A 13,240-nucleotide genomic window follows, 5' to 3' on the forward strand; every position below is an offset into this window, starting at 1 on the left:
CAATCCATGAAGAAGCTTCTTTTTTGTCCTAGCTTCTTTTTTTACTTTCAAGTAGGTGCAAACGCGTAAAATATGCTATGATTAACCCCGAGACATTGAAATAGTTAGGAGATAGTATAATGAAACGACATGAAGCACGTGAAAAAGCGGTCCAAACTCTTTTTCAGCTAGATGAAACCGAAATTACTTTAGAAGAGGCGATTCCTTTTATCGTCGAAATCCCTCTCGATGAATTTTACGAACAACTTGTTAGAGGGACGGTTGCTTATAGAGAAGAGATTGACGCTTTAATAGCGGAACATTTAGAAAACTGGTCATTCGGACGTTTACCTAAAATTGAACGGACGATCTTACGTCTGGCAGTGTATGAAATGAACTACACGGAGGTTCCAGCGCGTGTTGTCGTAAACGAAGCGATTGAACTTTGCAAAACGTTCAGCGATGAAAAGTCAGGTAAATTCGTCAACGGCGTACTATCTAAAATGAATAAGTAATGGAGTGAAGAAGATGGTTGCACAATTAATCGACGGCAAAGGAATCGGTCAAACGATTAAAGCAGAAATTGCAGAAGAAGTAAAAGAGCTCGTTAAACAAGGATGTAAACCTGGACTAGCAGTGATTTTAGTTGGGGATGATCCAGCGAGTGCTACATATGTGAAAAATAAAGAGAAGGCGACGCTTGCAGCGGGCATGACTTCTCGTTTAATCCGTCTTTCAGCAGAAACGACGCAAGAAGAATTATTGTCACACGTTCGTCAGTTAAATGAAGATAATGATATTCATGGTATTTTAGTACAATTACCATTGCCAAAACATTTAGATGAAGATGAAGTCATCCGCACAATCACACCGGACAAAGATGTCGATGGATTCCATCCTATAAACGTTGGGAAGATGGTCATCGGTCAGCCGACTTATTTATCATGTACACCATATGGCATCATTGAATTATTAGAGCGTACGAATGTTGAAATTGCAGGACGTCATGCAGTTGTCATTGGACGCAGTAATATTGTAGGAAAGCCGATGGGACAACTGTTATTACAGCGAGATGCGACGGTTACCTATTGCCATTCACGCACTCCGAATTTAGCTGAAATGACGAAACAGGCAGATATCTTAGTCGTAGCGGTAGGACGCGCTAAAATGATTGATGCATCTTACGTAAAAGAAGGTGCAGTCGTCATTGATGTCGGGATGAACCGTGATGAACAGGGGAAACTTTGTGGAGATGTCGACTTCGATTCTGTAAAAGAAGTGAGCAGTGCCATTACTCCTGTACCGGGTGGCGTAGGGCCGATGACGATTACGATGTTACTTAAAAACACGGTGCATAGCGCAAAGCGTGCATGTGGCATCGAGCAGTAATACGGAGCATAGAACATAATGGGGCGCTGTCTAATTCAATTAGACAGCGTTATCTTTTGTAGAGGAGGAGTACGATGACAGAAGAGAAGCGTTATTTAACCGTTACCGCATTGACGAAATATGTAGCCCGCAAATTTTCAGCCGATCCGCATTTGACAAAGTTGTCCGTTAGGGGCGAGTTATCGAATATTACATTTCATTCCTCAGGTCATATTTATTGCACATTAAAAGATCAAGGGGCGCAAATTCGTGCCGTTATGTTCGCGAGACAAGCGCAACATGTAAAGTTTCGGCTAGAAGAAGGGATGCAAGTACTCATTGAAGGGTCGGTTCAAGTGTTCGAGCGCATGGGACAATACCAGCTCTATATCGAACATATTGAACCGGATGGTATCGGCTCTCTCTACTTGAGATTTGAGCAATTAAAAGCAGATTTAGCGAAGGAAGGACTATTTGAGCAGAAGTGGAAATTACCTTTGCCTGCTTATCCACAAAAAATCGCAATCGTTACGGCGAAAACAGGTGCAGCGATTCGAGATATGTACACGACGATTCAGCGACGTTACCCGCTTGTGGAGCTTACACTTTACGAAGCGCTCGTGCAAGGCGAAAACGCAGCGCCATCAATTGTACGTGCTATTGAACGTGCAAATGAAGGAGAGTATGATGTACTGATTGTCGGGCGTGGTGGCGGCTCGATTGAAGACTTGTGGGCATTTAACGAAGAACGAGTAGCCCGCGCTATTTTTGAGTCGCGCATCCCTGTCATTAGTGCGGTCGGTCACGAAACAGATACGACGATTGCTGATTATGTCGCAGATTTACGGGCACCCACTCCGACAGCAGCTGCTGAACTAGCAGTACCTTCTCGACTTGAATTACAAGAGCGTTTAAAGCAAACAGAATGGTCACTTACGCAATTGCTTCGTCATCAACTTCAACAAAGTAAAAAACGCTATGAACATATTAGACAGTCGTATGTCTTTCAACAAGCGGAGCGTTTGTATCGACCGCAAATCGAACATTATTTACAAGTAGAACGCGCACTGCATCAAGCCATGATTCAGACCGTTTCGATGAAAAGACAAAAGATGATTGAAGTGTCGCACGCTTTATCTCTTCAATCACCAAACAATAAATTAAGTGAAGCACGTCATCGTCATCGCTATGCGACAGAACGATTACAGCGTACAATGACCGCTTCGCAAGAACAAAGACAAGACCGTTTGCTGCATCAAATTCGATTAATGCAGACATTGAACCCCCTCTCTATACTCGAGCGTGGATTTTCGGTAACATATGAAGAAGGAAATGTCGTGACGTCAGCTTCTCAAATCGAAGTGGGTGATTCGTTGAAAATTCAACTGAAAGACGGCTCGATTGAAGCGATAGTAAACGATGTGCAAAAGGAGGACATATGATGACGAAATTAACATTTGAACAAGCGATGGAACAATTGGAAGAAATCGTTCAATTATTAGAACGCGGAGAGGCTCCTTTAGAGCAGTCGATTGAGCTTTATAAAAAGGGCATGGAACTTTCAGCGCTTTGCAAAGGTCAATTAGAACGAGCAGAAAAACAAATTATGACCGTCGTACAAGAAAATGGCGAACAGACGACATTGGAAAATGAGGAGAGTGTAGAATGAGCACATTACAAACTTTTATCGAGCGAGAATTGCCGAAAGTAGATGCTGCTCTTTATGCACTTCTTGACAACAGTGTGATGCCTGAAACTTTAAAAGAAAGTATGCGCTATTCGATTGAAGCGGGAGGGAAACGCGTTCGCCCATTGCTCGTTTTAGCGGTGATGGAAGATGCGTTAGGAGCGGATAATACGTTGGAAGAGCGCTATGCAATTGCAGCGGCGATTGAGCTCATTCATACATACTCTCTCATTCACGATGATCTTCCTGCGATGGATGACGATGATTACCGACGAGGAAAATTAACAAATCATAAAAAGTTCGGTGAAGCGATGGCTATATTAGCAGGCGATGCGATGCAGGCGATGGCTTTTCAAAGCATTGCAGAAGCATATGCTATACCGGCGGACATGCGTATCGAACTTGTGCAATTATTAGCGAGAGCAAGTGGTGCAGACGGCATGGTTGGCGGTCAAGTGTTAGACTTAGAAGGCGAGACGAGACAACTTTCATTAGAAGAACTGGAACATGTACACATTCATAAAACAGGTGCACTTTTAACATATAGCATTGAAGCAGGTGCAATTTTGTCGCGTATGTGCGAATATGAAAGAAGCGAATTAAAACGTTATGCTCACCATATCGGGTTAGCATTTCAAATTAAAGATGATATTTTAGATGTGACGAGCACAACGGAACAACTCGGTAAACCTGCAAATAGTGATGAAGCTTCAGAGAAATCAACGTATCCTGCGATACTTGGGTTAGCGCAATCGAAAGACCAAATGGAGTCGCATTATACACAAGCAATTGATGCGATTGCTTTTTTCCAGGAAGGGTCGCTGCTTCATCAATTTGCTCATTATATTATTGATCGGAATTTATAATAAGCGTTCCTGCATTGTGTCCTTATCCTTTCCTGATATAATGAACATAGTATTTGCAAGGAATCAATTTATGAAGGTGTGTGATAGCGGTGGATATTTCTCAATTTAACGATCCATCTAAGTTGAAGGCGCTCAATTATGAACAATTAGGAGAAGTAGCGCAAACGATTCGACAATTTTTAATTGAAAAATGTTCGTTAACAGGCGGTCACATCGGTCCGAACCTTGGTGTGGTCGAGTTGACGATTATGTTGCATAAATTATTCGACAGTCCGCAAGATAAATTTATTTGGGATGTCGGGCATCAAGCATATGTCCATAAAATTTTAACGGGACGTGCCGATCAATTCGATACGTTGCGTCAATATAAAGGATTAAGCGGGTTTCCGAAACGCGCGGAATCAGCGCATGACGTATGGGAGACAGGGCACAGTTCCACTTCGCTCTCTGCCGCGATGGGTATGGCAGCCGCTCGCGATATTCGCGGGGAGAAAAACTACGTCATTCCAATCATTGGAGACGGTGCATTAACAGGCGGTATGGCGCTGGAAGCACTCAATCATATCGGACATGAAAAGACGAATATGATTGTCATTTTAAATGATAATGAAATGTCCATCGCACCGAACGTTGGCGCGATGCATACGATGCTTGGAAGACTTCGTGCGAGTGGAAAATACAATACTGCAAAAGACGAATTAGAATATATTATGCGTAAAATCCCAGCAATTGGCGGACATTTAGCCGACGCTGCGGAAAAATTGAAAGATAGCTTAAAATATATGGTCGTTTCGGGCATGTTTTTCGAAGAACTCGGATTTACGTATCTCGGTCCAATCGATGGTCATGATTATGAAGAGCTTGAAAAAACGTTAACCTATGCAAAAAAGGTAGACGGTCCGACACTCGTTCATGTCGTGACGAAAAAAGGAAAAGGATACAAACCCGCTGAAAATGATAAAATTGGAACTTGGCATGGAACAGGTCCATATAAAATTGAAACGGGTGACTTCGTAAAGTCTCCAGCGAAAGGTCCAGGCTGGAGCGCACTAATTGCGGATACCGTTCAAAAAATCGCAGAAGAAGACCGACGTGTCGTCGCAATTACACCTGCTATGCCTGTTGGATCTAAACTAGAAAAATTTGCGAAGCGTTTTCCAGATCGTTTTTACGATGTTGGAATTGCCGAACAACACGCGGTGACGATGGCAGGAGGACTCGCAGCGGATGGGATGAAACCGTTTGTCGCTATCTATTCAACATTTTTACAACGTGCGTATGATCAAGTGCTTCATGATGTAACCCGCCAAAAATTAAATGTCTTTTTCGGCATTGATCGAGCGGGTCTTGTCGGAGCAGACGGTGAAACGCATCACGGCGTATTCGATATCGCATTTTTACGTCATTTACCAAATATCGTTATCATGCAACCGAAAGATGAAAACGAGGGACAACATATGGTGAAAACAGCCTTAACGTACGACGACGGGCCCATTGCACTTCGTTTCCCAAGAGGAAATGGAGTCGGCGTAAAGATGGATGAAGTGTTACAATCATTACCGATCGGTTCTTGGGAAGTGTTAGAACGTGGCCAGGATGTTACCATTTTAACATTTGGTACGATGATTCCTGTCGCTTTAGAAGCTTCACGTCTTGCTTTCCAGCGCCGTGGTATTTCAGTAGAAGTTGTGAATGCACGCTTCATTAAACCGATGGACGAGCGTATGCTAGCGGACATTCGTGACGCAGGTAAGACGATCATCACTTTGGAAGAAGGCGTCATTGCAGGCGGATTCGGAAGTGGTGTGCTTGAGTGGTATCATGCGAATGCAATCGTCCAAGAAGATGTCCCACAAGTGAAAGTGCTCGGCATACCAGATGAATATGTCGAACACGGTTCGGTGGACGAACTATTAAATGAAATTCATTTGACAGCAGAAGATGTTGCACAAGTAATCATTGAGCTAAACGAAGATGAAGAAGCACGATAATTAAATGGGAAAGCGCGCCTTGAGCGTGCTTTCTTTATGTGAAAAAACTATACATTCGATGTATAATTATGTATAGTACACGTTAGTTAGAAAAATAAAAAATATGAATACCTATCACTTTCAGACAAAGTGAATGTGCTAATCGAATGAAAAAGAAATGGAGTGACCATCAATGAATAAAGGCCAACGCCATATTCGTATTCGTGATATTATCGCGAACAATGAAATTGAAACACAAGACCAACTCGTCGCACAATTGAAAGCTTCAGGAGTCGAAGTAACCCAAGCGACGATTTCACGCGATATTAAGGAGTTACATTTAATTAAAGTCCCACTTCCAGATGGACGATATAAATATAGTTTGCCGACAGTACAAAAATACAATACGGAAGAAAAATTGAGTCGGATGCTTGGAGACGCCTTTATTAGTATTGATAGTGCAAGTCACTTTATCATTTTAAAAACATTGCCAGGTAACGCACAAGCAGTAGGATCGCTTGTCGACAATCTCGGATGGGATGAGCAACTGCTTGGAACGATTTGTGGCGATGATACATGCCTGCTCATTTGCCGAGATGCAAGCGAGACAGAAAGTGTCAAAAATCAAATTTTAGCATTATTGTAACAATAGAAAAGAGGTTGAGCGATGTTAGCGGAATTATCGATACGAAACTTTGCGATCATTGAACAATTAACGGTATCTTTTAATGGCGGATTGACAGTGCTTACTGGTGAAACAGGAGCGGGAAAATCCATCATCATCGATGCCGTTCAGCTCTTAGCGGGTGGTCGAGCATCGACCCATTTTATTCGATTTGGAGCAGAGCGGGCAGAGATTGAAGGATTGTTTTATATTCCTCCTCATGAACAGTTAAAAGAGTTACTTCGAACATTTGGCATTGAAGCTGAGGATGAATTAATTATTCGACGCGAGCTGAATCGTAACGGGAAAACGACGACGCGCATAAATGGCAAACTCGTCACAATCGCAATTTTGCGAGAAGTGACGAGTTTCCTCATCGACATTCACGGACAACATGAAAACCAAGAGCTCATGCAAGAGAAATATCATATCGTCTTACTCGACCAATTCGCGGGAGAGTCTTTTCACGATGCATTAGCGCATTACAGTACGACCTATGAGCGCTATATGAAATTGAAGCAGACGATTGCCCGAGCGATTGAAGACGAGCAATTAATTGCGCAACATATCGATTTGTATTCATTTCAATTAAAAGAGATTGATGAAGCTGAATTGCAAGTTGATGAAGACATCGAGTTAGAGAATGAAAAAATGAAGCTTGATCATTACAATCGCTTATACGAACGTCTAAATTTAGCGTATGAAGCATTAAATGGAGAATCGAAAGGGCTCGACTACGTCGGTTCAGCGATGAGCGATTTAGAAGATGCAATGTCGGTCGACACCGAATTACAACCGTTATGCGAAACGATATCTTCAAGCTTTTACAGCTTGCAAGATGCGGTTCATACGTTGCGTCAAAAAATTGACGAAATGGAATACGATCCAGCACGTGTAGAATATGTGGAGAGTCGTCTTGCTTTACTTGCTAATTTAAAGCGAAAGTATGGACAGACCGTAGAAGAAATTTTGTTATATCGAGAAACGATTGAAGAAAAGTTAAATGAATTGCTCCACCGGGATGAAGTTGCCCTCGCTCAACAAGAAATGCTAGAGCAACTCGAAGCAGACTTGCAAATAGAAGCTGAGGAATTATCATTTAAACGTAAAAAAGTCGCAAAAAAATTAGAAAAAGCTATTATCGAACAATTGTCTGATTTGCACATGGCGAAAGCAAATTTCGTCGTCTCGATTGAAAGAAAAGACCATCAAACATTTGATCAGTACGGATATGACGACGTGCAATTTTTAATTTCAACAAATGTTGGAGAGCCACTCCAGCCATTGATTAAAGTAGCATCAGGTGGAGAGATTTCACGGATGATGTTAGCGCTCAAAACCGTATTTTCTGAGCATCGTGGTATCACCTCTATTATTTTTGATGAGGTGGATACAGGAGTAAGTGGACGAGTGGCGCAGTCGATCGCAGAAAAAATTGCGATGATTGGTGCTCATTCTCAAGTGCTCTGCATTTCGCATTTACCACAAGTAGCAGCGATGGCGGACTATCACTATTTCATAGCTAAAGCTGTTTCCGGCGAACGGACGACGACGACGATTGCACCGCTTGCGGAAGCAGAACGGACCGAAGAATTATCCCGCATGTTATCTGGGGCAGAAATTACTCCGCTTTCTTTAAAAGCAGCGAATGAACTTTTACAATTGGCAGAGAGACGAAAGTCACAAATTGCAAATAAAGAGGGAAATTCGTTATAAAATGATTGGAAAGTAGTATTGTTTGTTAAGTTCATGAATTGAGATAATAAAAACGAAGAGATGTAAATTAAGTCATTGGCACTACGAGTGGTCATAATGACCTTTGAATATCGTCTATTGTAAGGAGGGCTTGATATGCTAGAACAAAATGAATACTTTGATTTATTTGTAAAAGACAGAAAAGTCATTTTACATTTAAAGAAAAGTGGCTATTCTATGAAAGATTTGGATTTGCTCGTTCAACAGCATCCCCGTATTGAAGTCGGCTCATTTATGGCACTTAGGCAAGCACTGACCGTGGTCGGACAAAATCATGAGATTGGAAAATACGTTCCGACGTATCAAATTATCGTATCTCAAGATAAAATGAAAGCAGAATTATACATTAACGTCACACAAGAAGAATTTGATGAAAACCGTGAAAAGTATATCGCTGAAATTAAAGAAACTGTTGCAAAATCAAACGTCACGCACGGCATTCAAGAAATTCCAGAAAATGTGCAGGTGAAGGAACCATTAATTATTGCACAAGGACAAGCGCCTGTCCGTGGTGCAAATGCAATCGTGCGCTACATTCCGAAACCAGAGCGTCGTCCAGTCATTCGAGAAGATGGTTCAGCAGATTTATATGAGATGAACTTCGTAACGCCGATTGAACAAGGCGGTTGGTTAGGCGAAAAAGAGAAGGCAAAACAAGGGACGCCAGGATTTAACGTATATGGTGAACCGATTGCAGCACTCAATGGGGAAGATGTTGCGCTCTATTATGATAAAAAAACAGTAGAAGAAGTAGAAGAAGAGGATAAGATTGTTTTACGTGCCATTCATGGTGGCGCATTGCAATGGAAAAACGGTGTCGTTTCGGTCGATAAACAACTTGTCGTTCAAGGGGACGTCGGTCCTGAAACAGGTTCTCTTAAATTCGACGGCTCCATTATCATTCGGGGAACAGTGCTTGCGAGTTACTCGGTCGTTGCAACAGGAGATATTTCAATTGAGGGAAGAGACAGTGTTTCAAACGCGAAAGAAATTCGATCGACACAAGGCTCTATTTATATTAAAGGGGGCGTCTTCGGTGCAAATCGTACGATTATTGAAGCAGCAGAGGCGCTCTATATTAAGCATTCGAACAACGGAAACTTAAAAGGGAAAGAAGTACATATCGGTTCGTATTTGCTCGGTTCGACCGTAGAAGCTGAAAAAGTATTCATCGATCGCAATAAAGGAAAAGTAATTGGAGGACATATTCGTGCTCGTGAATATATTGAAACAGCATTTGCAGGGAATGTTCATGAACGAATGACACATTTGGAAGTGTACGGGATTCCGAAAGATAAATTGCGACGTGAATCTCAAAAGATGGCAGAGCAATTGAGCGAAGAACAAAAAGCATGCAAACGCCTGGAAGAACAATTGTTAAAAGTGAAGCCCCATGCTTCGCGTCTAGTTGGTCAACAGCTCGCAGCATTTGAAAAATTAGAACAAGAAGTTCAGAAAAAAGTGCGTGTTATTTCGCAATTAGAACGTTCTATTTATAACAATTTGCAAATGATGAAAATTCGTTTAAAACCGAGAATTGAAGTCGTTAGGGAAGCCCATCCTGGCGTCATCATTCAAATCGAAGGGAAATCATCCACAATCCATTCCCCAACACAAGGTGTTTTTGAAATCGTGGGGGATACACTCAATGTTTAAAAGAGAAATCTATGGGCATCGTGGTGCAAGTGGGGTGGCTTTTGAGAATACCATTAGCGCTTTTCAACAAGCAGTCGTTGAAGGGGCAGACGGCATTGAAATCGATGTACAGTTGACGAAAGATAGTGTACCTGTCGTCATCCACGACCGCAACTTAAGTCGATTAGCAAGTCGAGACCGTCTCGTAGATGAGATGAACTTCAAATCATTAACGCGGGTGAAACTAGGTTCACTATGGCAACGCCGCACGAAAAACTTATATATCCCAACGTTGAAAGAAGTTGTTCATTTTTGTGAAGTGCATAAATTGAAATTAAATGTTGAATTGAAAGAAACGGTAGCAGAACGCCCTGAGCAAGTGAGACAAATTATGGACCTCATTGAACCGATTGCATCTTCAGTGCATATTTCTTCTTTTCATTACGAATTGATTGAAGAATCAATTCGTCACAATGCTTCGATTGAAACAGCCTATCTCTTAAAGAAAAAGCAAGTTCAGCGAATGGACTGGTCGAATTATGAAGCTGCCGATGTTTTTCATTTTCATCAAAAGTATTGGACAAGTCAAATCGCGGCTTACGCAGCACAAAGAAAGTATAAGATTCGTTTATACGGAGTAGACGGCTCGGAGAAGGTATTGCAAAACTCACCGACGAGTATCATCGGATGGATTACCGATTATCCGAAGCGAGTACGACAAGCATAAAAAAACTGTTTTAAACGTTCAATCATTGATCGACGTTTAAAACAGTTTTTAATTATCTTTTTTTTCAGGAGCTTCAGTGGGCAATTGGAAGCGATCTTGAACGCGCCCTTTTCGTTGGTCACGACGCAGTAAAAAACCACCGAAAAATCCGACCCCTAGCACCATTAAAACGAAACCAAAAATAAATTGGAATGTCATATTCGTTAAGAACGTTGTCGGTACTTTACGAATCCAATCATAGAATACAAATCCGCCGAACCCGAAAGCAATGAGTCCGAGCAATATATTTGTAACCGTCATTCCAGCAGAGCGATGTGAAGTGCGGGTTTTTAATGTCCATAAAAATCCGACGCCAATTACAAGTAAGCCGCTAGCAAAAATGAATTGGAAAGCAGACGTGTTTAAAAATTCAATCGGAATAGCGAACAATGAATCACGCATCATTTTAATCCCATAAGCAGCTGCGATGCCTGGAATAAGCAGTACGATGACCGCTAAAAGTCTTACCATACTTGAAACAACTCCTTATCTGTTATGTTAATTTTACGTGGTTCATCGGAATTGTCAAGCACGTTTTCTTAAGTAAAATCGGATGAATTATTTGAAAAATTAGATTTTATTTAAAAAAGAATGGAAACTATAGCAAGAATGTTGTAAATTATAAGAATAGGAAAAGGAGTGACTGTACAATGGATTTATTTAAAACGATGGAAGAGCAAGATGTGGAACAAGTAGTATTTTGTCAAGATAAGGCGTCTGGTTTAAAGGCAATCATCGTCATTGATGATACGACACTCGGGCCAGCACTTGGTGGAACGCGCATGTGGCCTTACAATTCTGAAGAAGAAGCTTTGGAAGATGCGGTGCGCCTTGCAAAAGGGATGACGTACAAAAACGCAGCAGCAGGCTTAAACTTAGGTGGCGGTAAAGCGGTCATCATCGGAGATCCGAAAAAGGATAAAACAGAGGCGATGTTCCGCGCATTCGGTCGTTATGTAGAAGGGTTGAACGGTCGCTATATTACAGCAGAAGACGTCGGCACGACAGAACAAGATATGGATTATATTTATTTAGAAACAGATTACGTAACAGGTACATCGACAGTCGACGGCACTTCAGGTAACCCGTCTCCAGTGACAGCATTCGGTGTGTACCGAGGCATTAAAGCAACAGCAAATGAAGCGTTCGGAACGCCATCCCTCAAAGGCAAAACGGTTGCGGTTCAAGGCGTTGGACAAGTTGCGTATCGTCTCTGTGAGCATTTGCATGAAGAAGGCGCAAAATTAATCGTAACGGACATCGATCAAGAAGCTGTACAGCGTGCGGTGGACAATTTCGGTGCAACGGCGGTCGGGCCAGATGATATTTACGATGTAGAAGCGGATATTTTCGCACCATGTGCGCTAGGGGCAGTCATTAATGATGACACACTTTCACGATTGAAAGTGAAAGCAGTCGCAGGTAGTGCAAACAATCAATTAGCGGAGCCACGTCACGGTCATGCATTGCGTGAAAAAGGCATTGTCTATGCGCCAGATTATGTTATTAACTCGGGTGGAGTCATTAACGTAGCAGATGAAATGATCGGTTATAATCGTGAACGCGCACTCCATAAAGTAAATCATATTTATGATGTGTTGGAAGAAATTTTTGAAATTTCCCGTACACACGACATTCCTTCTCACTTAGCGGCGAATCAACTTGCGGAAAAACGAATTCAACTCATTCGCGATTCACGTACACATTTTTTACCATCTAACAAATCAGTCATCAATTTATTGAAACAGAAATAATATAAAACGTTCGAAAAGCCTTAAAAAAGCGTTTATTTTTCAAAAAACTTGAAAAATGAGTGCTTTTTGTTCTTTCTATCGCTCTATTCTTGCAACGAAAATGGAATATGGTTAAAATGAAAGGGAACGATTAGAATAGAACTGTCTAATTTAATGAGCATGTCTGAATGAAGATATGCGATAGATGAGGAAGGAGATTTACAAATGACAATGGATTTTAATATGTATGTTCAAGATATCGTCAATCAAGCGCGCCAAGAGATGGAAGCAGCAGGATATGAGCAATTGCAAACACCTGAAGAGGTAGATGCAGCGTTCAAACGTCCAGGCACAACGCTTGTTATGATTAACTCAGTATGTGGATGCGCAGGAGGAATCGCTCGCCCAGCCGCGACACATGCGATTCATCACGATAATCGTCCTACACATTTGACGACAGTATTCGCAGGACAAGATAAAGAAGCGACAGCATATGCACGTATGCTCTTCGGTGAGGATCATTTACCTTCATCACCTTCATTCGTTTTATTAAAAGATGGAGAAGTAGTGGGAGAAGTCGGTCGTTACGAAATTGAAGGACATGATCCGATGTCTGTCGTAGCGAACTTACAATCACAATTTATGGAGTTTTGTGAAGAAGTATAATGGTAACAAAAAAGCGAAGAGCTCGAACACTCTTCGCTTTTTTCCATTATAAAATTGCGCTGACGCCAAAGACGATTGTTGAAGCGAGCATAATGATGATCATCGCCATGACGATAAATTTTTGAACTTTTTTATTACTCATTTTTATTAA

Annotated in this window: 14 protein-coding genes; 12 read left to right on the plus strand and 2 right to left on the minus strand. The window is 41.7% G+C overall.

The genetic code is table 11. The annotated features are described in order from the left end of the window. Nucleotides 1–119: 119 nt before the first annotated feature. The 10 genes from nusB (at nt 120) to IRY55_RS02755 (ending at nt 10,651) form a co-directional block, all read left to right on the plus strand. Nucleotides 120–494 (plus strand): transcription antitermination factor NusB, encoded by a 375-nt coding sequence (nusB, locus tag IRY55_RS02710; protein WP_194561711.1) that lies wholly within the window; start codon nt 120–122, stop codon nt 492–494. Between the two features lie 13 nt (nt 495–507). Further along, nucleotides 508–1,368 (plus strand): bifunctional methylenetetrahydrofolate dehydrogenase/methenyltetrahydrofolate cyclohydrolase FolD, encoded by an 861-nt coding sequence (gene folD, locus IRY55_RS02715; protein ID WP_194561712.1) that lies wholly within the window; start codon nt 508–510, stop codon nt 1,366–1,368. 74 nt (nt 1,369–1,442) lie between these two features. Then, nucleotides 1,443–2,789: an exodeoxyribonuclease VII large subunit gene (xseA, locus tag IRY55_RS02720; RefSeq protein WP_194561713.1), complete on the plus strand. Its 1,347-nt coding sequence runs from the start codon at nt 1,443–1,445 to the stop codon at nt 2,787–2,789. Further along, nucleotides 2,789–3,016: an exodeoxyribonuclease VII small subunit gene (gene xseB, locus IRY55_RS02725; RefSeq protein WP_194561714.1), complete on the plus strand. Its 228-nt coding sequence runs from the start codon at nt 2,789–2,791 to the stop codon at nt 3,014–3,016. Before xseA ends, xseB begins: the two co-directional genes overlap by 1 nt. Continuing rightward, nucleotides 3,013–3,900 carry a polyprenyl synthetase family protein gene (locus tag IRY55_RS02730; RefSeq protein ID WP_194561715.1) on the plus strand — a complete coding sequence of 296 codons (888 nt, stop codon included), beginning with the start codon at nt 3,013–3,015 and terminating at the stop codon, nt 3,898–3,900. Before xseB ends, IRY55_RS02730 begins: the two co-directional genes overlap by 4 nt. Before the next feature lie 89 nt (nt 3,901–3,989). After that, entirely contained in the window at nt 3,990–5,891 is a 1,902-nt protein-coding gene (dxs, locus tag IRY55_RS02735; protein ID WP_194561716.1) for a 1-deoxy-D-xylulose-5-phosphate synthase, read from the plus strand. 172 nt (nt 5,892–6,063) lie between these two features. After that, entirely contained in the window at nt 6,064–6,516 is a 453-nt protein-coding gene (gene ahrC / locus IRY55_RS02740) for a transcriptional regulator AhrC/ArgR (RefSeq protein WP_194561717.1), read from the plus strand. Between the two features lie 21 nt (nt 6,517–6,537). Next, complete coding sequence (gene recN / locus IRY55_RS02745; RefSeq protein ID WP_194561718.1) at nt 6,538–8,250, plus strand: DNA repair protein RecN; 1,713 nt, start codon at nt 6,538–6,540, stop codon at nt 8,248–8,250. 135 nt (nt 8,251–8,385) lie between these two features. Next, the gene (locus tag IRY55_RS02750) at nt 8,386–9,945 is read left to right on the plus strand and encodes a DUF342 domain-containing protein (RefSeq protein ID WP_194561719.1); all 1,560 of its coding nucleotides are present in this window, start codon (nt 8,386–8,388) and stop codon (nt 9,943–9,945) included. After that, the gene (locus IRY55_RS02755; RefSeq protein WP_194561720.1) at nt 9,938–10,651 is read left to right on the plus strand and encodes a glycerophosphodiester phosphodiesterase; all 714 of its coding nucleotides are present in this window, start codon (nt 9,938–9,940) and stop codon (nt 10,649–10,651) included. The genes IRY55_RS02750 and IRY55_RS02755 overlap by 8 nt, the downstream gene beginning before the upstream one ends. Nucleotides 10,652–10,699: 48 nt before the next feature. Here IRY55_RS02755 and IRY55_RS13610 read toward each other — a convergent pair whose 3' ends face one another. Further along, the gene (locus IRY55_RS13610; protein ID WP_194561721.1) at nt 10,700–11,161 is read right to left on the minus strand and encodes a DUF2627 family protein; all 462 of its coding nucleotides are present in this window, start codon (nt 11,159–11,161) and stop codon (nt 10,700–10,702) included. A gap of 179 nt (nt 11,162–11,340) precedes the next feature. Between IRY55_RS13610 and IRY55_RS02765 the strand changes: the two genes are divergently transcribed. Then, on the plus strand, nt 11,341–12,444 hold the full coding sequence (locus IRY55_RS02765; RefSeq protein WP_194561722.1) for a Glu/Leu/Phe/Val dehydrogenase: 1,104 nt from the start codon (nt 11,341–11,343) through the stop codon (nt 12,442–12,444). A gap of 204 nt (nt 12,445–12,648) precedes the next feature. After that, complete coding sequence (locus IRY55_RS02770; RefSeq protein WP_194561723.1) at nt 12,649–13,089, plus strand: BrxA/BrxB family bacilliredoxin; 441 nt, start codon at nt 12,649–12,651, stop codon at nt 13,087–13,089. Nucleotides 13,090–13,135: 46 nt separating this feature from the next. Here the strand turns inward: IRY55_RS02770 and prli42 are convergent, their stop codons facing one another. After that, entirely contained in the window at nt 13,136–13,231 is a 96-nt protein-coding gene (prli42, locus tag IRY55_RS02775; RefSeq protein ID WP_194561724.1) for a stressosome-associated protein Prli42, read from the minus strand. Nucleotides 13,232–13,240 lie beyond the last annotated feature (9 nt).

It is taken from the genome of Savagea serpentis (genome assembly GCF_015351395.1).
Lineage (GTDB): Bacteria > Bacillota > Bacilli > Bacillales_A > Planococcaceae > Savagea > Savagea serpentis.